27 protein-coding genes are annotated in these 26760 nt (G+C 61.0%); 11 read left to right on the top strand and 16 right to left on the bottom strand.

The genetic code is table 11. From position 1 onward, the window contains the following. Nucleotides 1-81 precede the first annotated feature (81 nt). Nucleotides 82-1002 (top strand): LysR family transcriptional regulator, encoded by a 921-nt coding sequence (locus tag QZ638_RS05460; RefSeq protein ID WP_295807856.1) that lies wholly within the window; start codon nucleotides 82-84, stop codon nucleotides 1000-1002. A gap of 3 nt (nucleotides 1003-1005) precedes the next feature. Here the strand turns inward: QZ638_RS05460 and QZ638_RS05455 are convergent, their stop codons facing one another. Genes QZ638_RS05455 through uraH form a run of 6 tightly spaced genes read right to left on the bottom strand, consistent with a single transcriptional unit; the run spans nucleotide 1006 to nucleotide 6567 of the window. Beyond that, nucleotides 1006-1263 (bottom strand): CopG family antitoxin, encoded by a 258-nt coding sequence (locus tag QZ638_RS05455; RefSeq protein ID WP_295807854.1) that lies wholly within the window; start codon nucleotides 1261-1263, stop codon nucleotides 1006-1008. Further along, complete coding sequence (locus tag QZ638_RS05450) at nucleotides 1229-1537, bottom strand: BrnT family toxin (RefSeq protein ID WP_295807852.1); 309 nt, start codon at nucleotides 1535-1537, stop codon at nucleotides 1229-1231. Before QZ638_RS05450 ends, QZ638_RS05455 begins: the two co-directional genes overlap by 35 nt. Before the next feature lie 32 nt (nucleotides 1538-1569). Further along, entirely contained in the window at nucleotides 1570-2376 is an 807-nt protein-coding gene (xdhC, locus tag QZ638_RS05445; RefSeq protein WP_295807850.1) for a xanthine dehydrogenase accessory protein XdhC, read from the bottom strand. Nucleotides 2377-2393: 17 nt separating this feature from the next. Continuing rightward, nucleotides 2394-4736, bottom strand: a complete 2343-nt coding sequence (xdhB, locus tag QZ638_RS05440) for a xanthine dehydrogenase molybdopterin binding subunit (protein WP_295807848.1) — start codon at nucleotides 4734-4736, stop codon at nucleotides 2394-2396. Nucleotides 4737-4738: 2 nt separating this feature from the next. Next, the gene (gene xdhA, locus QZ638_RS05435; protein WP_295807846.1) at nucleotides 4739-6202 is read right to left on the bottom strand and encodes a xanthine dehydrogenase small subunit; all 1464 of its coding nucleotides are present in this window, start codon (nucleotides 6200-6202) and stop codon (nucleotides 4739-4741) included. After that, on the bottom strand, nucleotides 6202-6567 hold the full coding sequence (gene uraH / locus QZ638_RS05430; protein WP_295807844.1) for a hydroxyisourate hydrolase: 366 nt from the start codon (nucleotides 6565-6567) through the stop codon (nucleotides 6202-6204). The genes xdhA and uraH overlap by 1 nt, the downstream gene beginning before the upstream one ends. Before the next feature lie 183 nt (nucleotides 6568-6750). Between uraH and puuE the strand changes: the two genes are divergently transcribed. From puuE to QZ638_RS05410, 4 genes are read left to right on the top strand one after another with little or no spacing between them, the layout of a single operon-like run. Beyond that, nucleotides 6751-8187, top strand: a complete 1437-nt coding sequence (puuE, locus tag QZ638_RS05425; protein ID WP_295807842.1) for an allantoinase PuuE — start codon at nucleotides 6751-6753, stop codon at nucleotides 8185-8187. 16 nt (nucleotides 8188-8203) lie between these two features. Continuing rightward, nucleotides 8204-9040 carry a bifunctional allantoicase/(S)-ureidoglycine aminohydrolase gene (locus tag QZ638_RS05420; RefSeq protein WP_295807840.1) on the top strand — a complete coding sequence of 279 codons (837 nt, stop codon included), beginning with the start codon at nucleotides 8204-8206 and terminating at the stop codon, nucleotides 9038-9040. Beyond that, nucleotides 9037-9537, top strand: coding sequence for an ureidoglycolate lyase (locus QZ638_RS05415; RefSeq protein ID WP_295807838.1), 501 nt, complete (start codon nucleotides 9037-9039; stop codon nucleotides 9535-9537). Before QZ638_RS05420 ends, QZ638_RS05415 begins: the two co-directional genes overlap by 4 nt. Then, nucleotides 9534-10127, top strand: a complete 594-nt coding sequence (locus QZ638_RS05410; protein ID WP_295807835.1) for a nucleoside deaminase — start codon at nucleotides 9534-9536, stop codon at nucleotides 10125-10127. Before QZ638_RS05415 ends, QZ638_RS05410 begins: the two co-directional genes overlap by 4 nt. 38 nt (nucleotides 10128-10165) lie before the next feature. On the opposite strand, the gene pcaF is transcribed toward QZ638_RS05410, so the two are convergent. Genes pcaF through QZ638_RS05395 form a run of 3 tightly spaced genes read right to left on the bottom strand, consistent with a single transcriptional unit; the run spans nucleotide 10166 to nucleotide 13050 of the window. Further along, entirely contained in the window at nucleotides 10166-11371 is a 1206-nt protein-coding gene (gene pcaF / locus QZ638_RS05405; RefSeq protein ID WP_295807834.1) for a 3-oxoadipyl-CoA thiolase, read from the bottom strand. A gap of 48 nt (nucleotides 11372-11419) precedes the next feature. Further along, entirely contained in the window at nucleotides 11420-12196 is a 777-nt protein-coding gene (locus QZ638_RS05400) for a CoA-transferase subunit beta (RefSeq protein WP_295807832.1), read from the bottom strand. Continuing rightward, entirely contained in the window at nucleotides 12196-13050 is an 855-nt protein-coding gene (locus QZ638_RS05395; protein WP_295807831.1) for a CoA transferase subunit A, read from the bottom strand. The genes QZ638_RS05400 and QZ638_RS05395 overlap by 1 nt, the downstream gene beginning before the upstream one ends. Before the next feature lie 56 nt (nucleotides 13051-13106). On the opposite strand from QZ638_RS05395, the gene QZ638_RS05390 reads away from it, so the two are divergent. Further along, a complete protein-coding gene (locus QZ638_RS05390) occupies nucleotides 13107-13913 on the top strand; it encodes an IclR family transcriptional regulator C-terminal domain-containing protein (RefSeq protein ID WP_295807826.1) in 807 nt (268 codons plus the stop codon). A gap of 50 nt (nucleotides 13914-13963) precedes the next feature. Here the strand turns inward: QZ638_RS05390 and QZ638_RS05385 are convergent, their stop codons facing one another. The 7 genes from QZ638_RS05385 to QZ638_RS05355 all read right to left on the bottom strand — a co-directional run bounded on the left by QZ638_RS05385 (nucleotide 13964) and on the right by QZ638_RS05355 (nucleotide 21025). Next, a complete protein-coding gene (locus tag QZ638_RS05385; RefSeq protein ID WP_295807824.1) occupies nucleotides 13964-14221 on the bottom strand; it encodes a hypothetical protein in 258 nt (85 codons plus the stop codon). A gap of 123 nt (nucleotides 14222-14344) precedes the next feature. Then, a complete protein-coding gene (locus QZ638_RS05380; protein WP_295807822.1) occupies nucleotides 14345-14893 on the bottom strand; it encodes a LysR substrate-binding domain-containing protein in 549 nt (182 codons plus the stop codon). Further along, nucleotides 14802-15254, bottom strand: coding sequence for a LysR family transcriptional regulator (locus QZ638_RS05375; protein ID WP_295807820.1), 453 nt, complete (start codon nucleotides 15252-15254; stop codon nucleotides 14802-14804). Before QZ638_RS05375 ends, QZ638_RS05380 begins: the two co-directional genes overlap by 92 nt. 601 nt (nucleotides 15255-15855) lie before the next feature. Next, nucleotides 15856-18102 carry a heavy metal translocating P-type ATPase gene (locus QZ638_RS05370; RefSeq protein ID WP_295807818.1) on the bottom strand — a complete coding sequence of 749 codons (2247 nt, stop codon included), beginning with the start codon at nucleotides 18100-18102 and terminating at the stop codon, nucleotides 15856-15858. Nucleotides 18103-18188: 86 nt separating this feature from the next. Continuing rightward, nucleotides 18189-19349 (bottom strand): N-acetylglucosamine-6-phosphate deacetylase, encoded by a 1161-nt coding sequence (gene nagA / locus QZ638_RS05365; RefSeq protein ID WP_295807816.1) that lies wholly within the window; start codon nucleotides 19347-19349, stop codon nucleotides 18189-18191. Nucleotides 19350-19376: 27 nt separating this feature from the next. Then, entirely contained in the window at nucleotides 19377-20135 is a 759-nt protein-coding gene (locus QZ638_RS05360) for a GntR family transcriptional regulator (RefSeq protein ID WP_295807814.1), read from the bottom strand. After that, on the bottom strand, nucleotides 20132-21025 hold the full coding sequence (locus QZ638_RS05355; RefSeq protein ID WP_295807812.1) for an N-acetylglucosamine kinase: 894 nt from the start codon (nucleotides 21023-21025) through the stop codon (nucleotides 20132-20134). Before QZ638_RS05355 ends, QZ638_RS05360 begins: the two co-directional genes overlap by 4 nt. Before the next feature lie 407 nt (nucleotides 21026-21432). Here QZ638_RS05355 and QZ638_RS05350 point away from each other — a divergent pair, with 407 nt between their 5' ends. From QZ638_RS05350 to QZ638_RS05330, 5 genes are all read left to right on the top strand, one after another. Continuing rightward, nucleotides 21433-22689 (top strand): ABC transporter substrate-binding protein, encoded by a 1257-nt coding sequence (locus QZ638_RS05350; RefSeq protein ID WP_295807810.1) that lies wholly within the window; start codon nucleotides 21433-21435, stop codon nucleotides 22687-22689. A gap of 67 nt (nucleotides 22690-22756) precedes the next feature. After that, the gene (locus QZ638_RS05345) at nucleotides 22757-23680 is read left to right on the top strand and encodes a carbohydrate ABC transporter permease (RefSeq protein ID WP_295807808.1); all 924 of its coding nucleotides are present in this window, start codon (nucleotides 22757-22759) and stop codon (nucleotides 23678-23680) included. Nucleotides 23681-23696: 16 nt separating this feature from the next. Next, a complete protein-coding gene (locus tag QZ638_RS05340; RefSeq protein WP_295807806.1) occupies nucleotides 23697-24536 on the top strand; it encodes a carbohydrate ABC transporter permease in 840 nt (279 codons plus the stop codon). Continuing rightward, on the top strand, nucleotides 24533-25597 hold the full coding sequence (locus QZ638_RS05335; RefSeq protein WP_295807804.1) for a Gfo/Idh/MocA family oxidoreductase: 1065 nt from the start codon (nucleotides 24533-24535) through the stop codon (nucleotides 25595-25597). The genes QZ638_RS05340 and QZ638_RS05335 overlap by 4 nt, the downstream gene beginning before the upstream one ends. 9 nt (nucleotides 25598-25606) lie before the next feature. Continuing rightward, nucleotides 25607-26617 (top strand): ABC transporter ATP-binding protein, encoded by a 1011-nt coding sequence (locus QZ638_RS05330; RefSeq protein WP_295807801.1) that lies wholly within the window; start codon nucleotides 25607-25609, stop codon nucleotides 26615-26617. Nucleotides 26618-26760 lie beyond the last annotated feature (143 nt).

The following is a 26760-nucleotide window of genomic DNA, read 5'->3' as shown; positions in this document are numbered from 1 at the left end:
GATAAACGGAAAGCGGATAAGATCACGATGACTTTCAAAAAATTCTGGAAAATAATGCGCGCGAAGCCCTAAAGGAATCGCATGGCCTATCTCGACAACATCGCCGTTTTCGTTCGCGTCGTGGAACTGGGAAACCTGTCGTCCGCCGGGCGCGATATGCGGCTTTCTCCGGCCGTCGCATCGAACCGGGTGAAGGAGCTTGAAAAGCATCTCGGCGTGCGGCTTTTCAACCGCACCACGCGGCAACTGACCCCGACCGAGCAGGGCCGTGTCTTCTATGAGGGCGCGCGCAAGGTTCTCGAAGCGGTGGCGGAAGCCGAAGCCTCGGTGGCCGACCTTTCGGGCCAGCCGCGTGGCACGATACGCGTCACCGCGCCGCTCGGCATCGGCAAGCGGCTGATAGCCAGCGGCATTCCCGAATTTCGTGACCGATATCCCGAGATCGAGGTTCGCTTAAGACTTTCAGACCATGAGGTGGACATGATGCGCGAGGGCATCGACGTCGCCTTCAAGCTCGGCATTCTGGAAAACTCCTCCTTCCGCATGCGCGGCATCATGGATTGCGCGCGCGTTCTGGCGGCAGCGCCCGACTATCTGCAACGACGCGGCGAACCGAAGACGCCCGAAGCGCTGATCGATGAGCGGCACGATTGCCTGATGCTGCGCTTTCCCGGCGCGCGCGAGCACTTCTGGGTGTTGCAGACGCCGGAGGGTGCGCGGAAATTCGAGGTTGGCGGCCCGTTCGATTCCGACGATGGCGACGTCATCACCGACTGGGCGCTCGCCGGACGCGGCATCGTCAACAAGCCCCGTTTCGAGATCGAGCCATTCCTGCGCGACGGGCGGCTTCAGGTGGTCCTGCCCCAGACCCCACCGGTGCCGGTAAAGCTTGCGGCGCTTTACCCGCACAAGAAGTTTCAGGACCCGAAAGTGCGGCTTCTGGTGGACTTCATGGCAAGCCGCTGCCAACGCATGATCGGCGAAACCTTGTCGGTGCGATAAGGCTCAACCCCCGCGCAGGCTTTCCAGACCGCGCTGAACAAGCTCGCGCATGAAGCGCTGATAGGGAACGCCGCGCTTCTCCGCCTCAGCCTTCACCGCGTCAAGCTGGCTTTGAGGCATGCGCATATTGACCCGCGCCGCCTTGTTCTCGAACTCGAAACCGGCGGGTTTGAACGCACCGAAATCCAGATCGGACAGATCCTGATCGAGAAAGTCTTCCGCATCCTTATCGGTTTTCAGTTTGGGAACGCTGCGTTTCATAGCGTTTCACCTCCTTGGCATGCATGTAGCGCGCTGTGATGGGACGGATAAGACGTTGCCCATCGACCACCCGAAAGGTCACGCCTATGAACATGGCACGCCCCTGCGGATTGCGTCCTATGACGATGTAGCGGTCTTCGTGCCCGGAATGAGCCGGGTCCGGCGCAATCAACGGGTTATGAAGAAGCGCATGTTCGATCTCAGTCTTCGAGACACCGTGCTTTGCACATTTCGGCCAGTTTCCAGCATCCCAGTCAAAGCCCGCGATCTTCATTCATGAAGTATGTAGGTTTGTACACACAAATGTCAATATGAATGCAACGCCACCAGTATCTCCGCAGCCGCCATCGCCGCGATGACGGCGGGGCGTTTGTCATGTACGGCATCGCCGCCGATGGGGGTGACGAGCCTGGAAAAACGGTCTTCGTCGCCGCCATTCTTGAGATACCAGCTTTTGAAGGTCGCGCGCTTGGTCTTCGAACCGATCATGCCCACATAGGCTGCGTCGGCGCGCGCAAGGGCTTCCGCGACCAGCAGGAAATCGAGCGCGTGATCGTGCGTGAGGATCACGAAGGCGGTTCCGGCGGGAGCTTCACGCACCACCTCTTCCGGCAGGACCGCAAGGCGCGTTTCGATATTCGCCGGAAAGCCCTCAAGCGCCTCCTGACGGGTTTCGACCACCAGCACCCGCACGGGCAGCGGGTCGAGCGCGGCCGCCAGCGCATGGCCGACATGACCGCCGCCAAACAGGATCACCTGCGGAAAGGCGCTTGCCTCATCGCCGGCGCGCTTCACAAGCGCCGTGCGCTCAGCCCGATCCAGAAGGCGAATGTCGAGCGCCACCCGGCCGCCGCAGCACTGGCCGATTTCCGGTCCCAGCGGAATCTCGAGAGCGCCATTTGCCAGATTGTCCGAGATGAGATCACGCGCTTTGGCAATCGCCATGAATTCGAGCTGACCGCCGCCAATGGTTCCGAAAATCGCCTCTGGCGAAACCAGCATCCACGCCCCCTTTTCGCGCGGGGTGGATCCCTTCGCCTCGCGCACCTCCACGAGCGCGACGGACGGCGAGGCTTGCAAGAAGGTCCCGAGGCCGGAGGTCGAATCGGTCATATCGATAGGTCCTGCCCCTAGCGCGCGCCTACCGCCCGGAGCCGCTCAACCGCCATCAGCACACGCTCGGGCGTGGCCGGCGCATCGAGACGCGGGCAGACCCGATGGTCGGCGACGCTCGCCACCGCATCGGACAGAGCATGAAGCACGCACATGGCGAGCATAAAGGGCGGCTCGCCCACGGCCTTGGAACGATGCACCGTCGGTTCGGCATTTTCCGCCCAATCGGCCAGCGCCACGTTGAACACCTTTGGCCGGTCGGAAGCGAGCGGTATCTTGTAGGTGGAAGGCGCATGCGTCCGAAGCCGCCCCTTGCCATCCCAAATCAATTCTTCCGTCGTCAGCCAGCCCATGCCCTGAATGAAACCGCCTTCGATCTGGCCAATGTCGATGGCCCGGTTCAGCGAACGGCCCGTCTCATGCAGGATGTCGACGCGCTCGACCATGTATTCGCCGGTCAACGTATCGACGGAAACCTCGGCGCAGGCCGCGCCATAGGCGAAGTAGTAGAATGGCCGCCCCTCGCCCTTGTCGCGGTCCCAGTGGATTTTCGGCGTCTTGTAGAAACCGGCGGCCGAAAGCTGGACGCGTGCCATATAGGCCTCGCGGATCAGCTCGGCAAAGGGGATTTCGCGGTTGCCGATGCGCACACGGCCTGGCAGGAACACGACCTGATCCTTCGGCACATCATGGGCTTCGGACACGAAGTCGATCAGCCGGGTCTTGATCTGGCGCGCCGCATCCTGCGCAGCCATGCCGTTCAGATCGGAACCGGAGGAGGCCGCCGTGGCAGAGGTGTTGGGGACCTTCCCCGTGGTCGTGGCGGTAATCTTCACCTGATCGATGTCGATCTGAAATTCTTCGGCCACGACCTGCGCCACCTTGGTGTAGAGCCCCTGCCCCATCTCGGTGCCGCCATGGTTCAGATGCACGGAGCCATCCGTATAGACATGCACCAGCGCGCCGGCCTGGTTGAAATGCGTCGCCGTGAAGGAGATGCCGAACTTGACCGGCGTCAGCGCCAGACCACGCTTGATGACCGGGCTTTTCGCATTGAAGGCCGCGATCTCACGCCGACGCGCGGCATAACCGCTGCTTGCCTCCAGTTCGGCGATGATGCGTTCGGCAACATTGTCCTCCACCGTCTGGTGATAGGGTGTGACGTTGCGGTCGTCGGTGCCATAAAGATTTTTCTTGCGGATTTCGAGCGGGTCCTTGCCCAGCGCAAAAGCCACCTCGTCGATGATGCGTTCCGCGCCCACCATGCCCTGCGGCCCACCGAAACCGCGAAACGCAGTGTTGGACACGGTATTGGTGTAGAGCGGGCGCGAGACGGCCCGCGCGGCGGGGTAGAAATAGGCGTTGTCGCAGTGAAACAGCGCCCGATCCGTCACCGGGCCAGAGAGATCGGCCGCATAGCCGCAGCGCGCGGCATAGGTGAAGTCGACGCCGAGAATGCCGCCATCGTCATCGAAGCCGACCTCATAGTCGATCAGGAAATCGTGGCGCTTGCCGGTCGCCGTCATGTCGTCGTCGCGATCCGGACGCAGCTTGACGGGACGGTTCAGCTTCTTGGCGGCAATGGCAGAGATCACCGCGAACAGATTGGCCTGCGTTTCCTTGCCGCCGAAGCCGCCGCCCATGCGCCGCACCTCAATGGTGACGGCGTGGGAGGAGACGCCCAGCGCATGCGCCACCATGTGCTGCACCTCGCTCGGGTGCTGGGTGGAGGAAAACACGGTCACGTCGCCATCTTCGCCCGGCATGGCGAAGGCGATCTGGCCTTCGAGATAGAAATGGTCCTGCCCGCCAACCCGCATCTGGCCCTTGATGGAATGCGGGGCGGCGGCGATGGCCGCGGCACTGTCGCCGCGCTCAAGTTTCAGCGGCGCGGTGACAAGCCGCGCATCGGCGCCCGCATCGGCAATGTCGATCAGCGCAGGTTCTTCCGCATAGTCGATCTTCACCAGTCGGCAGGCGCGCCGCGCCGCATCGCGTGTTTCGGCAATCACTGCAAAGACCGGCTGGCCGAAAAACTGAACCAGGTCGTCTGTGAGAATAGGTTCGTCGTGCAGCCCGGTGGGACTGATGTCGTTTTCACCGGGAATGTCGTCCGCCGTCAGAACGGCAACGACACCGGGTGCAGCACGCACTTTCGATAGATCCATACCTTTGATCGTGCCATGCGCCACTTCGGAAAGGCCAAGACAGGCATGTAGCGTGCCCGCCGGTTCGGGCATGTCGTCGATATAGACGGCATCACCGCTGACATGTTTATGCGCGGAATCGTGCTTTTGGTCACTGGCGACACCACCAGCGATTTTTGCCTGGTCCGGATCAAGTGTTTCGTGCCGCGACATGATCAAGCGGCCTCATATCTGGAAAGATTCGCCAAACTGCCGGTGCTTTCAACGTAAAAACGGCGCAGCAGGTTCTTCGCCGCCATCATGCGATAATCAGCGGAGGCGCGCATATCGCTGATCGGCTGGAAATCGCCCTCATAGGCCGAAAGTGCTGCCTCGACGGTTTTCTCAGTCCACGGCTTTCCGACAAGCGCTTTCTCGACCGATTTTGCGCGCTTTGGCGTCGCCGCCATGCCGCCATAGGCGATGCGCGCGGCTTCGACCCTGCCATCGGCGATCCTCAGATCGAATGCGCCCAGAACCGCCGTGATGTCTTCATCCCGGCGCTTGGAGAGTTTCCAGACCGCGAAACGGGAGGACGCATCGGGCACCGGCACATGCACCGCCTCGACAAACTCGCCGGGCACGCGATCCTGTTTGCCATAGTCGATGAAGAAGTCTTCCAGCGGAATCGTGCGACGGGCCTTGCCCCTGCGCAGCGTGAGCGTCGCGCCAAGCGCGATCAGCGGCGGCGGCGTGTCGCCGATGGGCGAACCATTGGCGATGTTGCCGCCAATCGTGCCCATATTGCGCACCTGCTCGCCGCCGATCCGATCTATCAGCGCACCGAGGGCGGGAATGCGTTTTTCCAGAAGCGCGAACGCACCGGTGTAGCTGACACCGGCGCCGATGGTGATGATGCCGTCCTGCTCGTCGATCCCGTGCAGCCCGTCGAGCCCGCCGATGAAAACGACCGGCGAAATCTCGCGCATGAACTTGGTGACCCAAAGCCCCACATCCGTCGCACCGGCAACGATGGTGGCCTTCGGCTCGGCTTCGAGAATCGCGGCGAAATCGTCGACATCCGCCGGGATCAGCAGGCGCTCGCGGCCGGAGCCGATCTCCACGCGCACACCATCCTTCATGGCTTCCAGCGCGGCTATGACGGCGGCGCGCTCAGTCGCCAGCGGATCGGACGCCACATCACCGTAATCCGACACCGCCTGCGCGGCCCGAACAATGGGTTCATAGCCGGTGCAGCGACACAGATTGCCCTGCAAGGCCTTTTCGATGGCTCTTTCGGATAGCTGCGGCTCGCGCATCCAGAGCGCATAGAGCGACATGACGAAGCCCGGCGTGCAGAAGCCACATTGCGAGCCGTGATGATCGACCATCGCCTGCTGGACCGGGTGCAAAGTGCCATCGGCCCGCCTCAGATGCTCCACCGTCACCACATGGCAACCATCGAGCGAGCCGAGGAAACGAATGCAGGCATTGACGCTCTCATAAGCCAGATCGCCATGGCGCAGCCGGCCGACAAGCACGGTGCATGCGCCGCAATCGCCTTCGGCGCAGCCTTCCTTGGTGCCGGTCAGGCGCTGCCGCAGGCGCAGGTAATCGAGCAGGGTTTCGTCCGGACGGACATCGCTCAGCGCCACCGGCGTGCCATTCAGTAGAAACCGGATTTCATGACGCGCGCCCATCAGCTTCCCCTATAGGTGGAATAGCCGTAAGGCGAGATGAGAAGCGGCACATGATAGTGAGAGTGTTCGGCCATGCCGAAGCGAATGGGCACCTGGTCGAGAAAGGCCGGCTTTGGCAGGGAAACGCCCGCGGCGCGCAAATAGGCCCCGGCCTCGAAAACCAATTCGTAGGAGCCCGTGCGGAACGCCTCGCCCGCAAGCAGCGGCGCATCGCAGCGGCCATCGCTGTTGGTGGCAACGGTTTTCACATGGGTCCGCGCCTCGCCCTCCAAACGATAGAGCGCGATCTCCAGCCCCGCAGCCGGCTTGCCGCTGGCCGTGTCCAGCACATGGGTCGTCAGACGACCTCCACCCGCGTTGCTCATGCGGCCTCCCTGTAAACTCGTTCAAGCCACTTGCCCTTGAACCACTTGATTGTGGGGCAAATTGATTGCGAGCATAAGAGGCCACGCGGAGGATCGACAACTAAACTCTTTCAAATTTTTCGGGAAAGTTCACGCCGCATTCCATCGATTATCCTGACCAATAACGAACACCGGACAGATTGCATGACCCGTTACCTCAGAAACATGGCCGGCTATGGCCAGACCCCGCCGAATGCCGAGTGGCCCGGCGGTGCGCGAATCGCCGTTCAGTTCGTCGTTAACTACGAGGAAGGCGGCGAGAACTGCATTCTGCACGGCGACGAGGCTTCGGAAGCGTTCCTGTCCGAAGTGGTGGGCGCGGCCCCCTGGCAGGGCATGCGCCACTGGAACATGGAATCGATCTATGAATACGGCTCGCGCGCCGGGTTCTGGCGGCTTCACCGCATGTTCACGGCAGCCGGGGTGCCCGTCACGGTTTTCGGCGTTGCCACAGCCCTTGCCCGCAGTCCGAACCAGCTTGCCGCCATGCAGGATGCCGGCTGGGAAATAGCCTCGCACGGCCTGAAATGGATCGACTACCGCGCCCATTCGGAAGAAAGCGAGCGCGCCGACCTTCTGGAAGCCATCCGGTTGCACACCGAGGTGGTGGGCGAGCGCCCACGCGGCCTTTATCTCGGCCGCACCTCGGTCAACTCCGTCAAGCTGGCCATCGAAGAAGGCGGGTTCGACTGGATCTCCGACACCTATGACGATGATCTGCCCTACTGGATCGATCATGACGGCCATGGGCAGGGCACGCGCGCGCAACTGGTCGTTCCCTATACACTCGACGCAAACGACATGCGCTTTGCCACGGCGCAGGGGTTCAATTCCGGCGATCAGTTCTTCAGCTATCTGAAAGACGCCTTCGACACGCTCTATGCCGAGGGGGCTGCCGGCCGCCCGGCCATGATGAGCATCGGGCTTCACTGCCGCCTCATCGGCCGGCCGGGGCGCGCCGCGGCGCTTCAGCGTTTCATCGACTATGTGAAAAGCCGCGACCATGTGTGGCTGGCGACACGGGGCGAGATCGCCCGGCACTGGCGCGAAAAGCACCCATATGAGGCGCCGGCCCTGCGCCCGAGCCGCATGAGCGAACCGGAATTCATCGAGCGGTTCGGCGGCATCTACGAGCATTCACCGTGGATCGCCGAACGCGCGGTGAAGCTGGAGCTTGGCCCCGCGCACGACACGGCGGGCGGCCTTGCCAACGCGCTCGCACGCGCTTTCCGCTCGGCCAGCGAAGACGAGCGCCTCGGCGTTTTGAAAGCGCATCCCGACCTTGCCGGCAAGCTGGCGGCGGCCAAGCGGCTGACCGAGGAATCGAGCAGAGAGCAGGCCTCGGCGGGGCTCGATGCTCTGACCGACAGCGAACGCGCCCGCTTCACCGAACTCAACACCGCCTACACGCGGAAATTCGGCTTTCCCTTCATCATCGCCGTCAAGGACAACACCAAGGACAGCATTTTGAAGGCGTTCGAGGCCCGGCTGGAAAACAGCCGCGACGATGAATTCGCCGCCGCCTGCCGGCAGGTGGAGCGGATCGCCCGGCTGCGCCTCAACGACATTCTCCCCGCATGAAATCAGGACCACACAGATGAACGCCCGCACCTATTACGCCCCGCATGGCGGGCATCCGCCACAGACCCAGCTCCTGACCGACCGCGCTGTTCTGACAGACGCCTATGCGCTCATGCCGAAGGGCGTCATGCAGGACATCGTTACCAGCCTGTTGCCCTTCTGGGAAAAGACCCGCTGCTGGATCATCGCGCGGCCGCTTTCCGGTTTTGCGGAAACCTTTTCGCAGTACATCATGGAAGTTCAGCCCGGTGGCGGCAGCGACCAGGCAGAGCTCGACGAGACCGCGGAAGGTGTTCTTTTCATCGTCGAGGGGGAATTGACCGTCGAAATCGGCGGCGAGACACACCAAATGACGCCCGGCGGCTACGCCTATCTGCCGCCATCGAGCGGCTGGACGGCACACAATCGGAGCGAGGCGCCCACGCGGTTCCACTGGATCCGCAAGGCCTATGAGCCCGTCAACGGCCTCGACGCGCCCGATCCGCTGTTTCTGAACGAGGCCGACATTGCGCCTTCCCCCATGCCGGGAACCCATGGCAAATGGGCCACGACGCGCTTTGTCGATCCGGCGGATCTGCGCCACGACATGCATGTGACCATCGTCACGCTTGAACCCGGCGCGGTGATCCCCTTCGCCGAAACGCATGTCATGGAACACGGGCTTTATGTACTGGAAGGCAAGGCTGTCTACCGGCTCAACCAGGACTGGGTGGAGGTGGAAGCCGGCGACTTCATGTGGCTGCGCGCCTTCTGCCCGCAGGCCTGCTATGCGGGCGGGCCGGGCAAATTCCGCTACCTGCTTTACAAGGACGTCAACCGGCACGCCCGGCTGGGCGGCAGCTTCGCGCGATGAAACGGATCGAGGCCGGGAAGCTCACACGCGCGGCCTTCGCGCCCTTCGGCGACGTGATCGAGACCGAGGGCGCGGAGAGCTTCCTCATCAATGCCGACAAGTGCCGCCGCTTTCACGATCTGGCCAAGGTCGAAACGGCGGGCGAAAACGCCCGCGTTCTGATCAACATCTTTCGCGGCACGCCCTATGCACTGCCGCTGCGGCTTTCCATGGTCGAGCGGCACCCGCTCGGGAGTCAGGCCTTCATGCCGCTTTCGCCGGCTCCCTTTCTGGTGGTCGTCTGCCCGGATGAGGGCGGGAAGCCCGGCGAACCCCGCGCCTTCGTCACACGGTCGGGACAGGGCGTGAACTATGCGCGCGGCACTTGGCATGGCGTCCTGACGCCCATCGGCGAACCGCAGGATTTCGTCGTGATCGACCGTGGCGGAGACGGCAACAATCTCGAAGAATTCCACTTCCCCGCCCCTTATGAAATCACGGTGCCATCCCTCACATGACTGCTCCCGACACTCATCTCATCAACCGGCTGCTCGACGTGATCGAACAGGACATCCTGCCGAAAACCGCAGAAGGCGTCGCCCATGGCAACAAGCTCTTCGGCGCGGCAATCCTGAAGAAAAGCGATCTGTCGCTGGTGCTTGCCGAAACCAACAATGAACGCGAAAACCCGCTCTGGCATGGCGAGGTGCATACGCTGAAGCGGTTTTACGAACTGCCGAAGGATGCGCGCCCCGACACGAAAGACTGCATCTTCCTGTCCACGCACGAGCCCTGCTCGCTGTGTCTTTCGGCGATCACATGGACCGGCTTCGACAATTTCTATTATCTGTTCAGCCACGAGGATTCGCGCGACGCCTTCGCGATCCCGCACGATCTGAAGATTTTGAAAGAGGTCTTCACACTGGAGCCCGGCGGCTACAATGCCGAAAACGCTTTCTGGAAAAGCTATGCCCTGCCCGTTCTCGCAGAAGCGCTACCGGAGGCTGAGGTTCTAAAGGCGCGGATTTCCAAACTGGCCGCAGCCTATGCCGCGCTTTCTAAGCGCTATCAGGACGGCAAGGCGGAGAACGATATTCCGCTTAATTGATAGGCAAGGCGGGTTACCCCACCCCATCACCATCGGAATTAAACCCGCTCCATGGCCAGCGCGATCCCCTGCCCGACGCCGATGCACATCGTGGCGAGCGCCAGTTTGCCGCCGGAGGTCTGTAGCTCAAGCGCGGCGGTGCCGGAGATGCGTGCACCCGACATGCCGAGCGGATGGCCAAGCGCAATCGCGCCGCCATTGGGGTTCACCTGCGGCGCATCTTCGGCAAGGCCCAGTTCGCGCAGAACGGCAATGCCCTGCGAGGCGAACGCCTCGTTGAGCTCGATCACGTCAAAATCCGAAGGTTTTAGGCCGAGCCGCGCGCAAAGGCGCTGTGTTGCCGGCGCCGGGCCGATGCCCATAATGCGCGGCGGAACGCCGGCCGTCGCACCGCCGAGAATGCGGGCAATCGGCGTCAGGCCGTATTTCTTCGCCGCTTCTTCCGAAGCGATAATGAGGGCCGCCGCACCGTCATTGACGCCGGAGGCGTTGCCGGCGGTCACGGTCCCGCCCTCGCGGAAGGGCGTCGGCAGTTTTCCGAGCTTTTCCACCGTGGTGCCGGGACGCGGATGCTCGTCCTTTTCGACCACCACCGGATCGCCCTTGCGCTGGGGAATGGTGACGGGAACGATTTCGCTTGCGAGACGCCCGTTTTCCTGCGCGGCCACAGCCTTGTTCTGGCTGCGCACGGCAAAGGCGTCCTGATCGGCGCGGCTGACGGAGAAATCCGCCGCCACGTTCTCGCCCGTCTCCGGCATGGAATCGACGCCATACTGCTTCTTGAGCACCCTGTTGACGAAGCGCCAGCCAATCGTGGTGTCGTAGATTTCCGCGTGGCGCGAGAAGGCCGTTTCGGCTTTCGGCATGACGAAGGGCGCACGGCTCATGGATTCCACGCCGCCGGCGATCATGATCTCGGCCTCGCCCGCTTTTATGGCGCGCGCTGCAATGGTGATCGCGTCCATGCCCGAACCGCACAGGCGGTTCACCGTGGAGCCCGGCACATCGGCTGGCAAGCCAGCAAGAAGCACGGCCATGCGCGCCACGTTGCGGTTGTCCTCGCCCGCCTGATTGGCGCAGCCATAGAACACATCGTCGAGTGCCGCCCAATCGACCTTCGGGTTGCGCTCCATCAGCGCCTTGATCGGCAAAGCGGCCAGATCGTCGGCGCGAACGGAGGAAAGCGCGCCGCCGAAACGGCCGATCGGCGTACGGATGTAATCGCAGATGAATGCTTCAGCCATGCGTAAGGTCTCCTAACCATGGATGCCGGGCAGCGCCCGGCAGAAAGATCATGCGGTCTTATGAGCCGCTTCAGTGCGGGCTTTCAAGTCGCGCAATGTCGCAAGCTCGAGTTCGGTGGGTGGTGGCGTCTCTTCGACACCGTCGGCGAATGTCACCGTCCAACCGCAGGTTTCCTGCACCTGATCGCGCGTGACGCCCGGATGCAGCGAAACGACGGTGAACTCCTTCGTCACCGGGTCGGGCTTCCAGATCGCAAGATCGGTGACGAGCAGCGTCGGCCCCTTGGTGTCGATGCCAAGCCTCTCCCGGTGGTCGCCGCCATCGCCATGTCCAAAGGAGGTGTAGAAGTCGATTTTCTCCACCATACCCCGCTTCGACTGGGCGAGCGTGATGTAGACTTCTTGCGAAGAGGTGGCGATTTCCGGTGCGCCACCGCCGCCGGGAAGCCGCGTCCTGGGGCTATCATAGTCACCGATCACGGTGGTGTTGATGTTGCCGTATTTGTCGATCTGGGCCGCGCCCAGAAAGCCGATGGTGATGCGTCCGCCCTGCAACCAGTAGCGGAACATCTCCGGCACCGGCACCGTGGTCAGCGCGGTGTCGCACAACTCGCCATCGCCGATGGAAAGTGGCAGCACGTCCGGCGCGGTGCCGATGGTGCCGGATTCATAGATCAGCGTGATGTCGGGCGCATGAGTCAGACGCGCAATGTTGCAGGCAGCCGATGGCGCGCCGATGCCGACGAAACACACATCGTCATTCTTCAGCGCGCGTGAGGCCGCAATCGTCATCATTTCATTGGGAGTGAATTCGGGCTTGCTCATCATGCGTCCCTCAGCTTCTCGACGCGGCCTGCGAAATCCTCGGGCGTCGCATCGAGCACATTCTTCTGCATCCAGTCGCGGAACAGGTCGCGGTCTGCGGCGATCTTGTCCCATTTCAGATATTCGGCGTTGTCACGCGCGTAATAGCCATGCGTGTAGGAGGGGTGCGCGCCACCCGGCACCACGGCGATGTCGGTCACCGTCCAGTGGGGCAGAATGGTCAGATTGGGGTGCAGGTCGGAGAAATCGTCGACGACTTCTTCGACGGTCACAACAGCGCGTTTCGCTGCAAGCACCGCCTCTTTCTGAATGCCGACAATGCCCTCGACCAGAACATTGCCCTTCCGGTCCGCCTTCTGCGCATGAATGAAGACGACATCGGGCTTCAGCGCCGGAACGGCGGCCAGGCTCTCGCCCGTGAAGGGGCACTCGATGAACTTGATGTTCGGGTTCACACGGGCGAGCTCCGCGCCGCGATAGCCACGGAAAATCGCGCAGGGAAGCCCGGCCGCACCCGCCTCATAGGCATTGGCCATGGCGGCGTGGGAGTGTTCCTCGATCTCGAGCTTGTGCGGAAAACCGTTTTCCACCGCATCGCGCAGGCGGCGCAGAAGCCCCACTCCCGGATTGCCGGCATAGGAAAAGATCAGTTTGCGGGCGAGGCCCATGCCGATCATCTGGTCGTAGACCACATCGGGGGTCATGCGGATCAGTGTAAGATCGCGAAAACCCTGGCGGATCGCCTCATGGGCGGCAGCGGTCGGGATAAGATGGGTAAACCCCTCGAAAGCGACGCTGTCGCCATTGTTCAGGTTCTCCGCAACCGCCTGGGGCAGCGGGACGAAACGCGCCATGGCACTCCTCGTAAGTTCGTATTGCGAACAAAAGTTTTATATGCGATACTTTCTAGATGGAGTCTGAAACCGAGTCAAATGCGCCCGCCACACCCGACACCCGCGGCTCGCGCGACCTCGTGGGATCGCTGCAGAAGGGGCTCAGTGTTCTTGAAATTCTGGCAAACGCGCCGGAGGGGATGACGCTGACGGAAGTGGCGACGGAGGCCGGGCTGACGCGCGCAGGCGCGCGCCGCTTCCTGCTCACGCTGGTAGCCAGCGGCTATGCGCGTCAGGCAGAACGGCGCTTCCTGCTTTCTGCAAAGTTGCTTGGGCTGACTCGGACATGGATCGGAGATGCAGCGGTCTGGCACTATGCTGAGCCGATCATGCGGGGAATATCCGAAACGCTCGGCGAATCTTGCTCCGCTGCCGTTCTGGAAGGAGAGGACGTGGTCTATGTGGCACGTGTGAGTGGGCGGCGCATTGTCTCCGTAGCGCTCAACGTCGGCACCCGCCTGCCTGCCTATTGCACGTCAATGGGCAGGGTGCTTCTGTCAGATCTGGATCCTGCCGAACTCACCCGTTTTCTCGCGCAGGCGTCGATCGGGGCAAAGACCGAAAGAACGGTGACGGACCGGACCAAACTCGCCGAAACCATAACGTTGTCCGGTGTACGCGGCTATGCCATCGTCGACCAGGAACTGGAACTCGGCTTGCGCTCGATCGCGGTGCCCATCCACGACAAGGCGGGACGCATTGCTGCCGCTCTCAACGTGTCCACGCAATCCGCCCGGTTCACCTGTACGCAGATGGAAAAAATCGTGTTGCCGCCCTTGCGGCAAGCCGCGCGGGAGATCGAAGATTTTCTCGCGCTGCAATAGACGCCGCCCTTCCAGTGGCGCCTCGTTTTTCAATGGAACGATGTGGCGTGTCATGCCGCGCTCCTGGATCTTCCGGCTGAATCGTCGGGTGGGTTCTCGATGGTCTGTCGCATGCGGCGCGCAAGACGGGCTTCAAGCCGCGCCTCAAGCACACGTTCAAGCACATCGCGCGTGCCCGGAGCCGCACGCCCTTTCGCCATCGCAAAAAGGGAATCGACAATGGAAACCTCATCCTGAGGCGACAGGAGGGCGTCGATCTGCGCATCGGTCTGCGCGTCCGAACGGGCGTTTTGAATCGGTCTGCTCATGGTGTGGAATCTTGCGCTCGGAACCTGACGGCAAAGCGGCAGCTGGGTGAAATTTTAACGACAGTTTCTAGGCACAAGCGCGCCGCGCAGTGGACTGCGCGGCGTCGGCCTGAAGACAGGACGTTATTGATGTGCCAGGCTGTGACCCTGATAAGTGGCGGGCGGCGGCGTAAGGCGATGCAGTTCGCCCTGCAGAAGCTCGAAAATATCCATCGCCAACCGCAGATTGAAACGCTTGTCGTCGAAGAACATACCGTAGCGGATATCGAGGCCGCCGGGTATGATTTCGGTACAATCTTCCAATGAGGGGGAAACGCCATCGAAGACAAACCCAGGCAGCGGTGATACAGCGGCGCCACTGATCACAAGCTTCATGGCATTGGTGATATCGTCCACCTCGCCGATCACTTCATAGGAAACGTTCCGCTGGCGCAGCCATTCCCTCGCCACAATGCCGAGAGGGGACTGCGGGTTGGTAAGAACAACCGGTATCGTGGCCGAACCACGCTTGCTCTGATCGCCCAGCTCGCGCGATCCGATCCAACGCATGGAATAATCGCAGATCAGGTCAGGGCCCATTTCATTGGGGTAGAGAGCGCGAAAAACCGCATCCACCTGTCCGAGATCGTACATTTCTTCGAGGCGCTTGGAATCCGCGATGCGCCAGCTCACCGTCTCCCTGATCTTTCCCAGCCGCCCCACCCCCCCCCAGCAAGAGCGGAGCTGTGTAGGTGCAAATTCCCACCTTGAGCTTCGAGACGTTCTTCTCGTAACCGACCGTGCGCAACCGGCGTTCGAGATCGAGCATCTGACGGATGAGCCCGGAGATCTCCTCCTTGACGATGATTCTATTGCCGAGTTTCTTGATCAGCGGTGTGCCGATCGCCCTTTCCAGACGCCCCAGATGCATGCTGACCGCCGGCTGGCTGATGCCCAGCTTCTGTGCAGCGCCGGTCAGGCTGCGTGTGTCGATGACCGCTTCTGCGGCCCGCAATGTTGCAAATGAAAGTCCATCCTGTTTGTGCATGCCCATATGCTCTACGCCTCGCTTCATAAGAGGTGAAAATCTGACCCTAAGGACGCCGCCGCGAACGCGGCACAAAACGCTGATAAAAGCGGCAACAGCCACCCGTCCGCACGACGCGGTTCATCCGCGCAATGCAGTTTCACGGCGCTTGCGACACCGTGGAGCATCAGCCGCATGATACGCTGCCAATGCGCGACCCCAACCTCTCGCTCCCGACGCCTTGATGGCGCCCGACCTCGATCGTTGCGGCGTTAAACGCTTATCCGCTGAAACACACGCACCCCCGAAAATCTCGATGTAACCCTGTCCAATACAATGTCCGCACGATAACGGATTCGAACTGCATATACAACCTATAGTAGATTATGTGGATATCTTCACAATCGATAAGGAAAAAAGCTGTCTAGAGTCGTAATTTTTCTTTTTTTTCATATAGATATAGGATAATTGAAACCGGTCTCGATTGAGCAGAATATACAACCTATACGACAATAACCGCGTATTTCGACGCGTATACAACCACGTAAAAAAACGCCGACCGCAAGGGTCGGCGTCATGCTTCACGAAAAGATTCTATGCTCAAGCAGGCGGCGCCCTGCAGCGTCGGTCAGCGACCGAGGCGAAAACCGAGAAGCCGCAGAGCGTTCAAAGTCACCAGCACCGTAGCCCCGGTGTCGGCAAGGATTGCAATCCATAATCCCGTTATCCCAAGCACCGTTGTTACCAGGAACACCGCTTTGAGGCCGAGCGCTATCGCGATGTTCTGACGGATATTGGCCATGGTTGCGCGTGCCAGACGCAGCATGCCTGCGACATCGCCTACACGATTGCGCAGCAAGGCCCCGTCGGCCGATTCGAGCGCCACATCGGTGCCCGATCCCATGGCCACGCCAACATTGGCCACGGCAAGCGCCGGCGCGTCGTTGATGCCGTCGCCGACCATCATCACCGTATGCCGGCCGGTCAATTCCCGGATGGCCGAAACCTTGTCGTCGGGCAGAAGTTCAGCCCGATACTCCATCGACAGACTTTCGGCGATGGCTTCGGCGGTGCGCGCATTGTCGCCCGTGAGCATTACGGAGCGTACGCCCAGCGCCTTGAGATCCCGCATCGCGACCGCAGCATCCTCGCGCGGCTCGTCGCGCAGAGCGATCACTCCGGCAAGCGCGCCGGCTCGGAACACGGCAGCAACCGTCTTGCCGTCCGCCTCGAAAGCTGCGATGCGTTCTTTCGCCTGCGGAGTCATGGCACCCTGCTCTTCAGCATGGCGCGGCGAGCCAACGAACACCGTCTCACCGCCTATATGAGCTTCCACACCCCGGCCAGGAATTGCACGCGCGCCGGTGCCGACCTTGAACGGAATGCTCCTGTCCTCGGCATGGGCCACCACGGCCTCGGCAAGGGGATGGCTCGACCCGGCTTCCACACCGGCCGCCAGGGCGAGCGTCCGCGCCTCGTCCCCCTCGGGCGACCAGACATCCGTGACCGCGGGGCGTCCGACCGTCAGCGTGCCCGTTTTGTCGAACGTTACCAAATCGGTCTTGGCGGCAGCCTCGATCACCGCACCGCCTTTCAACAAAAGACCGCGGCGCGCACCGGCCGACAAGGACGAAGCGATAGACGCCGGTACGGAGATCACCAGCGCGCAGGGGCAGCCGATCAGAAGCAGCGCCAGCGCACGGTAAATCCACACATCCCAGGCCGCGCCGGCAACCAGCGGCGGCACAATGGCCACCAGGATCGCAAAACCCACGATCGCGGGCATGTAGTAGCGACTGAACCGATCGATGAAGCGCTCGGTGGGCGCACGCGCCTCCTGTGCCTCTTCGACCAGGCGGATGATACGCGCGATGGTGTTGTCTTCCGGCGCGCGGGTGACACGCACCTTGATCGCCGCATCAGTGCTGATCGATCCGGCAAAGACCTCTTCACCCTCGCCTTTCGTCTTGGGAACGGATTCACCCGTCACGGGTGCTTCGTCTATACCGGCTGTCCCATCGACGATCTCGCCATCCGCCGGGATTCGGTCTCCTGGCCGCACAACAACAACCTGATCGATGACGAGTTCCGACGCCTGGACTTTTCGTGTTTTGCCGTTCTCCTCGAGCAGAGCTGTCTTGGGCACCAGATCGCCCAATGCCCGAATGCCAGCACGCGCACGGTTCGCCGCGACGCCCTCCAACACCTCACCAACGGCGAAGAGAAAAACCACCAGCGCTGCTTCTTCCGCCGCGCCGATAACCAGGGCGCCGGCGGCGGCAACCGTCATCAGCATCTCTATTGTGAAAGGCATGCCCGCACGCAGTGCCGCAACAGCCCGACGGGCAATCGGCGCGACGCCGATCAGACACGCGGCCACGAAAGCCCACATCCCAATTTCGCCCGACAGCAGAAATTTAGCACCCCAGGCGGCAGCAAGCAGCAGGCCGGTGAAGACAACGAGACGCCCCTTGCCGGTCCGGTACCAGCTTCTGCCGTCATTGTCGGCACGATGCACGTGGCCGGCGACGCCATGTCCCGGGTCGGTTCGTTCCGATTCTTCACCCCCTTCACTACGGTTGCTACCACAGCAAACGTCATCGGCGGCGGACGCCTGCGAAAAAGCCTCGGCAGCCGGGCGCTCAGCGATCGAATAACCGAGCTTTTCGACCGTGCGCTTAACTTTCCCAGGCTCGGTACTGTCTTCTTCGAGCGCGAGCGTGAGCGTTTCGGACATCACCGAAACTTTGACATCGCCCACACCGGGAAGGCGCTCGAGCGCCGTGCGGATCTTGTTTGCGCAACTTGCGCAATCCATGCCGCCCACCGTCCATGAATGGGTGGTTGCGGCGCGATCATCCTGTTTCAAGGACACGATGATTCTCCTTGCAGTCTATCAACGACTGCAAGGATAGAATCTCTAGTCACTAGAGCTTCAAGAGGAAAAATAAAGTTTCGCGATCAGGCGGACACATGCACGATCTCGCCGCCGATCCAGGTCGATATCACGCCCAGATCCTCGTTCAGCATCACGAAGTCGGCATCCTTGCCCAGCGCTAGACGACCCTTGGCATGATCGAGACCGATGGCCTCGGCAGGATAAAGGCTCACCATACGAAGCGCTTCATCCAGAGGCAGGCCAACCTCGCGGTGGAGATAGACAACCGTTGAGATCATGTCGATATCCGCTCCGGCAAGCGTCCCGTCCTCCAGAGTCAAACGTCCCTCCTCCCTCTTGATGGTTCGGCCGTTCAGCGTGAACGACCTCATATCCGTGCCGATGGTCGACATGGCGTCGGTGACAGCGAAGATGCGCGCCGGGCCGTTCTTGGCGCGTAAGGCAACGCCGATGGCCACCGGGTCGACGTGAATGCCATCGGCGATGATGCCAACCCAAAGCCGATCGCTTTCCAACGCCGCGCCCACCAGGCCGGGTTCGCGATGCGCCAGCGGGCTCATCGCATTGAAAAGATGCGTCACAAGGGAAGTCCCGGCCTCAACATAGGAAAGCGCGGTGCGGCAGTTCGTGTCCGTATGGCCGAGACTGACCTTCACACCGCCGCGCACCAGTGCCCTCACCTGATCGATGGTCACATTCTCAGGCGCCAGCGTCACCATAAGCGCCGGCAATTTCTTACGTGCCTCGATCAAGGCAGAAAGATCCTTGTCCTCCATTGAACGAATAAGGGCCAGATCGTGCGCGCCCTTGCGCGCAATGGAGAGATGCGGCCCCTCCAGATGAAGGCCGAGAAAACCCGGCACTTTCAACCGTGCTGCTTCCAGCCCGGCGACCACAGATGCCGCAGTGGATTCTCGCGTATCGGTAATCAAGGTGGGCAAAAGGCCCGTCGTGCCGAATTTTGCGTGGGCATTGCAAATCTTTCGCAGGCCATCGACGCCGCAATCTCCGTCGAACATAACCCCACCGCCGCCATTGACCTGCAGGTCTATAAAACCGGGGACGATCATCGCGCCGCCGGCTTCACGTACCGGAAGTGTCGGGGCATGGCGCCCACGCGGTTCGATCCCCGCGACCTTGCCGTTCTCGACAATCAATGTCCGGTCGCCCAGCCAGGTTTCCCCGTCAAAGATGCGCGCGCCGGCAATTGCGAATGAAGACATATAGCGGTTCCGATGTTTCAGATTGCGTCAGCGTTCGGGGATTTTAAGCTCAGCGACAAAATCATACGCATCGCCGCGATAGACCGAACGAGTGAATTCGATGACCCGGCCATTGGGCAGGTAGGAAACACGCTCGATATAAAGCGCGGCTTCCCCCGGCGCGACCTTGAGGAGCGCAGCCTCACGCTCGTCGACATTGCGCGCGGAAATGCGTTGCGTGGCGCGGCACGGTCGTGCCGAGCGCTTGTCGAGGACATCGTAAAGAGAATCCGTCACCGAGGCGGGATCGGGAAGGAAGCTGCCGATGATTGATGCGCGTTCGATGGCCATCGGTACATTGTCGGCAATCCGCAGGCGCTCCAGCCTGGAAACCGTGTCGCCCACGGAAAGTCCAAGCACCATCATCTCGTCCGGCGACGGCGCGACCACCGTACGCTCCAGCCATTCCGAGCGCGATGAAAGTCCGCGTCGCGCCATGTCCTCGGTGAACGAGGTCAAAAGAGACAGCGATTGCTCTACCCGCGAAACGGACGGCGCGACGAAGGTGCCCGAGCCGTGCCGGCGAATGAGCCGGCCCTGCTTGACCAGATCGTCGACAGCGCGGCGCACCGTTACCCGGCTCAATTCCGTGAGTTCGGCAATATCACGCTCGGTCGGCAAAGCCTCGCCTTCGCCCAGCATCCCTCCGACAATCGCGTCTTCCAGAAGCCGGCGCAAACGCAGATAGAGCGGTCCCGAACCCATGGCCGCGACCCGTTGCGCAGTGAAGAGATCCGGCGCGCTCATCGCCGCTCCTCGCCCGCCATCTCCGGTGGAAAGGCACGCAGCGCCAGTTGAACGGCACCAGAAAGGGCGTCACCCCGCGGATCCCTCAATATCGCTCGATGACGCGGCGCAAGCCGCCTGGCATATTCCTGAGCCAACCCGCCAAGCAGGCACAGACGCTCACATCCTTGGAATACAATCGTGTCCAGTGCCCGGGTAATGTCGCGCACGGCTTCAAGAAGAATTTCTCGGGCAAGCAGATCGCCCCTGCCGTCGTAATCGAAGATCATCGGCGCCAACGCACCGTAATCGGCGGGCCGCGCACTCTGCTGAGCGAACTCCACCACCGCTTCGGGATCGTCATCGAACCGGGCCATGATCGCCCGGCTCAACGGTGTATGTTCATGAATCCCGTCATGGGCCAGCAGCGTCTGCTGCAACAACGTTCTACCGATCACCGCGCCGCTCGCCTGGTCGCCAACGGCAAACCCCCAACCGCCAATACTGCGCAGGGCACCGTTCGAACGCGACAGATAAACCGAGCCGGTACCCAGAATGGCCATGACGCCGTCCTCGTCACCCAGCGCGCCCTGAAGCGCGATCAGACCGTCGTGAACAAACTGCGTATCGGCGAAGGGAAGCACCGTTGCAAGCTCATGCTGGCGCTCGCCCACATTGATACCGGCAAGCCCCAGATAAGCCGGGATATCAGATAAGTTTATCGAGTTGAGCCCCGCATTCCGCAACGCCTCGTTCGCAGCCGCGACGATGTTCTCTCCGATCGCATCGGATGTGGTGAAGATGTTGGCGGAACCTCTCTTGCCGCGGCCGATCACCTGGCCATGCCGATCAGCCAGCGCGGCCCGGCAACTGGTTCCACCGCCATCTATCGCAATGACGTATTCGCTCATGATCGCTCCTCACGGATATAATACCAAAAAGATACCTCCAGGGAACAACAAAAATCACCGACCCCAAAAATCGGTTCAAATCATTGATTCAAAATGACCTTACCGCTTAAAGTCGACACAATGGGCTGAGGCACCCGGATTTTCTCTGGACAAATGGTATCTTTTTGGACTTTAATTTCACCATTGGAGGACACAGAGGGGTCCGGGAAGCGGCGCATATAAGGGGCACGGAAGAACGTTCCAGAACCGCGCAAGGCAGACCGGAAGCACTGATTAAAGCTTCGTGGGGCTCACGAACCGCACCAAATACGCACCTCCAAGGGACGAGTTCAGCCGCGCCCCGAGCGGACCCCGTGCTTGCGTATCGAGCGACGGGGATGCTCGCTGGGCACAACAGGGAGAAGACCATGATGAAGACCACGAAACTGGCATTGCTTGCCGCGACCATGCTGGGCGCAACCGGCGCGGCGATGGCACAGGATGCCGAACTCACCATCGAGAGTTGGCGCAACGACGACCTGACCATCTGGCAAGAAAAGCTCATACCGGCCTTCGAGGCCAAGCATCCGGGCATCAAGGTAACTTTCGCGCCGAGCGCCCCGACCGAATACAACGCGGTTCTCAACTCCAAGCTGGATGCCGGCACTGCAGGTGACCTCATCACCTGCCGCCCGTTCGACGCATCGCTCAGCCTCTACGAGAAGGGTCACCTATCGGCGATCCAGGATCTGGAGAACATGGCGAACTTTTCCGATGTGGCGAAGGCCGCGTGGAGTACGGATGACGGTTCTGCAACCTTCTGCGTACCGATGGCCTCCGTGATCCATGGGTTCATTTACAACAAGGAAGCCTTTGAGGAACTGGGCATCGAGCCGCCGATCACCAACGAAGAGTTCTTTGCAGTCCTCGACAAAATCAAGGAAGACGGCACCTACATCCCCATGGCCATGGGCGCCAAGGATCAGTGGGAAGCGGCCACGATGGGCTACACCAATATCGGCCCGAATTACTGGAAGGGTGAAGAAGGCCGGCTGGCGTTGATCGAGGGCGAGCAGAAGCTGACCGACGAACAATGGGTCGAGCCCTTCCGTCAGCTCGCTGCCTGGGCGCCCTACCTGGGCGATGGATACGAAGCCCAGAGCTATCCCGACAGCCAGAATCTCTTCACCCTCGGCCGTGCGGCCATCTTCCCGGCCGGTTCCTGGGAAATTGCCATATTTAACGAACAGGCCGACTTCGAGATGGGGGCCTTCGCGCCACCGCTGCAGAGCGCCGGGGACGAATGCTACATTTCCGATCACACGGATATCGGCATCGGCATGAACGCGAAAACGGAAAACGCCGAAGCAGCGCGTACCTTCCTCAACTGGGTCGGTTCGGCCGAATTCGCCTCACTCTATGCGAATTCGCTGCCTGGCTTCTTCTCGCTCTCCAACGAGACGGTAGAGATGGAAGACCCGCTCGCCAAGGAATTCGTCTCCTGGCGCGAGAACTGCAACTCGACCATCCGTCCCGCGCACCAGATCCTTTCGCGCGGCACACCGAACCTGTGGAACGAGATGTGGAACGTCTCGGCCAACGTATTGCGCGGCGCCCAGACGCCCGAAGACGGTGCGAAACAGCTTCAGGACGGCCTTGCCGGCTGGTACGAACCGCAGCAGTAAGTCCTGAGCCTCGAACAAGAGCCGGGCCCGCCTGATGCGCGGGCCCGACGCCATAGAGAGACGTTCCATGGCCCAAGCAGTCAAGAAGCCCTTCCGCTGGCATATCGCCGTTTTTCTGGCGCCGGCGGTTCTGATCTATACGGCAATCATGATCATTCCGCTGTTCAGCACATTGCAGCTTGCAATGTTCAGCGATGTGAACAACAGCCAGGTTTTCGTAGGGCTGAAAAATTTCCGAACCCTGTTCGATGATCCGCGCTGGTCGGAGCAGTTCTGGAACGCGCTCAAGAACAACACCTGGTTCTTCATCATACACATGCTGGTGCAAAATCCGATCGGCATTCTTCTGGCCGCGCTGCTGTCGAGCCCGCGACTGCGCCTGCGCGTTTTCTACCGCACAGCCATCTTCATTCCGACGATTCTCTCCTTCGTCATTGCCGGCTTTGCATGGAAGCTCATTCTCAGCCCTCTTTGGGGCGTGGCGCCCAACCTTCTGGATCTCGTCGGCCTGAAAAGCCTGTTCCAGCCCTGGCTCGGCAAGGAAGCCTATGCACTAACAACGCTGGCGTTGATTTCAGTCTGGCAGTTTGTGGGCATTCCGATGATGCTCATCTATGCCGCACTTCTCTCTATTCCCGACGAACTTCTGGAAGCTGCCGAGTGCGACGGCATTACAGGCATGTCGCAATTCTGGAAGGTCAAACTGCCGCTGATCCTGCCCGCGATCGGTATTATCTCGATCCTAACCTTCGTCGGCAATTTCAACGCCTTCGACCTGATCTACGCCACGCAGGGCGCGCTGGCGGGACCGGATTTCTCCACCGACATTCTTGGCACATTCATGTTCCGCACTTTCTTCGGCTTCCAGCTTCAGCTCGGCGATCCGAATCTTGGTGCGGCCATCGCCACCGCGATGTTCGGCATCATTCTCATCGGCGTGTCGATCTATCTGTTCGGCATCCAGCGGCGGCTGCGCCGCTACCAATTCTGAGCGGGAAGCAGCAACCATGAGCACAGCCAGACATTCCCCCGCCCGCTCCATCGCCGCTCACGCGGTGCTGGCGACCTACACGGTCATCGCGCTTTTTCCAGTGTTCGTGATCGTGGTCAACGCCTTCAAATCGCGCAAAGCGATCTTCCGCACACCGCTGGAGTTTCCCAATGCGGAAACCTTCAGCCTGGTCGGTTTCGAAACCGTTCTGAAACAGGGCGACTTCCTGCTCTATTTCCAGAACAGCTTCGTGGTCACCGTGGTGTCGCTGTTCATGGTGCTCCTGTTCGGCGCAATGGCAGCCTTTGCGCTTGCCGAATACCGCTTCAAGGGCAATTCGCTGATGGGCCTCTATCTGGCGCTGGGAATCATGATACCGATCCGGCTCGGCACCGTGGCAATCCTGCAGATGATGGCGGCCTCCGGCCTCGTCAACACGCTGACATCGCTCATTCTGGTCTACACGGCGCAGGGCCTGCCACTCGCCATCTTCATCCTGTCGGAGTTCATGCGGCAGGTCTCCGATGACCTGAAGAATGCCGGTCGGATCGACGGGCTCAGCGAATACCGCATCTTCTTCCGCCTCGTCCTGCCGCTGGTTCGGCCGGCCATGGCGACGGTCGCGGTCTTCACCATGATCCCGATCTGGAACGATCTCTGGTTCCCGCTGATCTTGGCACCCGCTGAGGCCACGAAAACCATCACGCTTGGCGCACAGGTCTTTATCGGGCAGTTCGTCACCAACTGGAACGCGGTTCTGGCAGCGCTCTCGCTCGCTATCCTGCCGGTGCTTATCCTCTATCTGATCTTCTCGCGCCAGCTCATCCGCGGCATCACCTCGGGAGCCGTGAAATGAGTGCGCAGGAGGCCCCCGTGCGGGTATTGGTTGCAGGGCTCGGCAATATGGGCATGAGCCATGCGCTCGCTTATCACGCCAATCCAGGTTTCGAGATTGTCGGCCTCGTCACCCGTTCCAAGCCGGACCTGCCCGATGCGTTGAAAAACTATCCGCATTTCACCGGCTATGATGAGGCACTGGCTGAGACGCAGCCAGACCTCGCCTCCATCAACACCTACTCGGACAGCCATGCGCCCTATGCCATCGCGGCGATGGAAGCCGGTGCGCATGTCTTTGTCGAAAAGCCGTTGGCGACCAATGTCGCCGATGCAAGGCGCGTGGTGGAGACGGCCAAAGCCCAAAACCGCAAGCTGGTGGTGGGCTATATCCTGCGCCATCATCCCTCCTGGGTGCGACTGATCCAGGAAGCTCGCGGGCTCGGCGGACCTTATGTGTTCCGGCTGAACCTCAACCAGCAATCCTCCGGCCCCACCTGGCTCACGCACAAGCAACTGATGCAGACAACACCGCCCATCGTCGACTGCGGCGTGCACTATGTGGACGTTATGTGCCAGATCACCGACGCCAAGCCGCTGAAGGTACGGGGCATGGGCGTGCGCCTTTCCGACGAGATCGCACCGGATATGTACAATTACGGACATTTCCAGGTGCTCTTCGAAGACGGTTCGGTCGGCTGGTACGAAGCCGGCTGGGGACCGATGATGTCGGAAACCGCCTTCTTCGTGAAGGATATCGTGTCACCGAAGGGCTGCGTCTCCATCGTCATGGACGAGGGTGCCAAGTCGGACGACATCGACGCGCATACGCAGACTTCGCGCATACGCCTCCACAAGGCGGAGAGAAACGCAACGGGCCAATTCGCCCATGAAGACACGCTTCTTTCCATGGAAGGCGAGCCGGGGCATCAGGAACTTTGCGACCGCGAGCAGGCATTCGTATTGCAGGCCATCAGCGAAGACCTCGATCTCTCGCGGCACATGAACGATGCCGTGCAATCCCTCAATATCTGCCTCGCCGCCGACGAAAGCGTGCGAAGCGGCAAGGAAATCGAACTCTAGGACGAAACCGTGGGCTCACTCGCACTGAAAAACATCACCAAATCGTTCGGTCAGGTCGACGTCATCAAGGGCGTGGATCTGGAGGTTCAAAACGGTGAACTGGTCATCTTCGTCGGCCCTTCGGGCTGCGGAAAATCCACCCTTCTACGCATCATCGCGGGCCTTGAGGATGCAAGCGGCGGCAGCGTTGAGATCGACGGCGCCGAAGTCGGCTCCACACCCCCATCCAAGCGCGGCATCGCGATGGTGTTCCAGACCTACGCGCTCTACCCGCATCTCAATGTGCGCGACAATATGAGCCTCGGCCTGAAACAGGCCAAACATCCCGCGGATCATATCGCCGAGCGGGTGGATTTCGCTTCAAAGATGCTGTCACTCGAGCCTTATCTCGACCGGCGGCCGGCCGAACTTTCCGGCGGCCAGCGGCAGCGCGTTGCCATCGGCCGTGCGGTTGTGCGCAAGCCCAAGCTGTTCCTGTTCGACGAACCGCTCTCGAACCTCGATGCGGCGCTGCGCGTTAACACCCGTCTTGAGATTGCCCGCCTGCATCGCGAGCTCGGCGCCACCATGGTTTATGTCACGCACGATCAGACCGAGGCCATGACACTGGCCGACCGCATCGTCGTCCTCAATGGTGGCAGGATCGAGCAGGTCGGTACTCCGATGGAACTTTACAACGATCCGGCCAATCTTTTCGTCGCCGGCTTCATCGGCTCGCCGCAAATGAACTTCATAGATGCGACATTGCTCAACAGAGATGATGCAAAAACCATCGGCATTCGGCCGGAACACATCTCGATCGTTCCCGCCGATGGCGATATCAAGGGGCGCGTCTCTCACATCGAGCATTTGGGCGCCGATACGAATCTCTATTTGGATTGCGGCGAAGCCGGTCTGCTATGCGCGCGCCTGTTCGGCGAACACCAGTTCGAGATCGACAGCGAACTGCACGCAAAGTTCGATGAAAGCCGGGTGTTCCGCTTTGACGATCAGGGAAAGGTTATCCGCCGGACAAACTGAGACGCCGAACAACAACACCATTGCGACGCGTCGCATTCTGCTGCCGGTCGTTGCGGCACTGTCCATTTCTCAATGCGAACATGTGAGATAACGCTTTAATCGGCTTGGAAACCTTGCATCGCAAGAAAAGCCCGCTTAGTCGG

It is taken from the genome of uncultured Nitratireductor sp., assembly GCF_913053745.1.
Classification (GTDB): Bacteria; Pseudomonadota; Alphaproteobacteria; order Rhizobiales; family Rhizobiaceae; genus Nitratireductor.
Note: the sequence above shows the minus strand (reverse complement) of the source record. Positions and strands in the feature narration are given on the sequence as shown.

What these genes read in the sequence shown, in the direction of transcription:
- QZ638_RS05410 (WP_295807835.1), top strand. Translation starts at nt 9,534, where the DNA reads ATGACTGCTCCCGACACTCATCTCATCAACCGGCTGCTCGACGTGATC.
- QZ638_RS05355 (WP_295807812.1), bottom strand. Translation starts at nt 21,025, where the DNA reads ATGAGCGAATACGTCATTGCGATAGATGGCGGTGGAACCAGTTGCCGG.
- QZ638_RS05375 (WP_295807820.1), bottom strand. Translation starts at nt 15,254, where the DNA reads ATGGGCATGCACAAACAGGATGGACTTTCATTTGCAACATTGCGGGCC.
- xdhC (WP_295807850.1), bottom strand. Translation starts at nt 2,376, where the DNA reads ATGACCGATTCGACCTCCGGCCTCGGGACCTTCTTGCAAGCCTCGCCG.
- QZ638_RS05390 (WP_295807826.1), top strand. Translation starts at nt 13,107, where the DNA reads ATGGAGTCTGAAACCGAGTCAAATGCGCCCGCCACACCCGACACCCGC.
- pcaF (WP_295807834.1), bottom strand. Translation starts at nt 11,371, where the DNA reads ATGGCTGAAGCATTCATCTGCGATTACATCCGTACGCCGATCGGCCGT.
- QZ638_RS05335 (WP_295807804.1), top strand. Translation starts at nt 24,533, where the DNA reads ATGAGTGCGCAGGAGGCCCCCGTGCGGGTATTGGTTGCAGGGCTCGGC.
- puuE (WP_295807842.1), top strand. Translation starts at nt 6,751, where the DNA reads ATGACCCGTTACCTCAGAAACATGGCCGGCTATGGCCAGACCCCGCCG.
- QZ638_RS05385 (WP_295807824.1), bottom strand. Translation starts at nt 14,221, where the DNA reads ATGAGCAGACCGATTCAAAACGCCCGTTCGGACGCGCAGACCGATGCG.
- QZ638_RS05350 (WP_295807810.1), top strand. Translation starts at nt 21,433, where the DNA reads ATGATGAAGACCACGAAACTGGCATTGCTTGCCGCGACCATGCTGGGC.
- QZ638_RS05340 (WP_295807806.1), top strand. Translation starts at nt 23,697, where the DNA reads ATGAGCACAGCCAGACATTCCCCCGCCCGCTCCATCGCCGCTCACGCG.
- QZ638_RS05460 (WP_295807856.1), top strand. Translation starts at nt 82, where the DNA reads ATGGCCTATCTCGACAACATCGCCGTTTTCGTTCGCGTCGTGGAACTG.
- QZ638_RS05415 (WP_295807838.1), top strand. Translation starts at nt 9,037, where the DNA reads ATGAAACGGATCGAGGCCGGGAAGCTCACACGCGCGGCCTTCGCGCCC.
- QZ638_RS05345 (WP_295807808.1), top strand. Translation starts at nt 22,757, where the DNA reads ATGGCCCAAGCAGTCAAGAAGCCCTTCCGCTGGCATATCGCCGTTTTT.
- QZ638_RS05360 (WP_295807814.1), bottom strand. Translation starts at nt 20,135, where the DNA reads ATGAGCGCGCCGGATCTCTTCACTGCGCAACGGGTCGCGGCCATGGGT.
- QZ638_RS05400 (WP_295807832.1), bottom strand. Translation starts at nt 12,196, where the DNA reads ATGAGCAAGCCCGAATTCACTCCCAATGAAATGATGACGATTGCGGCC.
- QZ638_RS05395 (WP_295807831.1), bottom strand. Translation starts at nt 13,050, where the DNA reads ATGGCGCGTTTCGTCCCGCTGCCCCAGGCGGTTGCGGAGAACCTGAAC.
- QZ638_RS05420 (WP_295807840.1), top strand. Translation starts at nt 8,204, where the DNA reads ATGAACGCCCGCACCTATTACGCCCCGCATGGCGGGCATCCGCCACAG.
- uraH (WP_295807844.1), bottom strand. Translation starts at nt 6,567, where the DNA reads ATGAGCAACGCGGGTGGAGGTCGTCTGACGACCCATGTGCTGGACACG.
- QZ638_RS05455 (WP_295807854.1), bottom strand. Translation starts at nt 1,263, where the DNA reads ATGAAACGCAGCGTTCCCAAACTGAAAACCGATAAGGATGCGGAAGAC.
- QZ638_RS05450 (WP_295807852.1), bottom strand. Translation starts at nt 1,537, where the DNA reads ATGAAGATCGCGGGCTTTGACTGGGATGCTGGAAACTGGCCGAAATGT.
- nagA (WP_295807816.1), bottom strand. Translation starts at nt 19,349, where the DNA reads ATGTCTTCATTCGCAATTGCCGGCGCGCGCATCTTTGACGGGGAAACC.
- xdhB (WP_295807848.1), bottom strand. Translation starts at nt 4,736, where the DNA reads ATGTCGCGGCACGAAACACTTGATCCGGACCAGGCAAAAATCGCTGGT.
- xdhA (WP_295807846.1), bottom strand. Translation starts at nt 6,202, where the DNA reads ATGGGCGCGCGTCATGAAATCCGGTTTCTACTGAATGGCACGCCGGTG.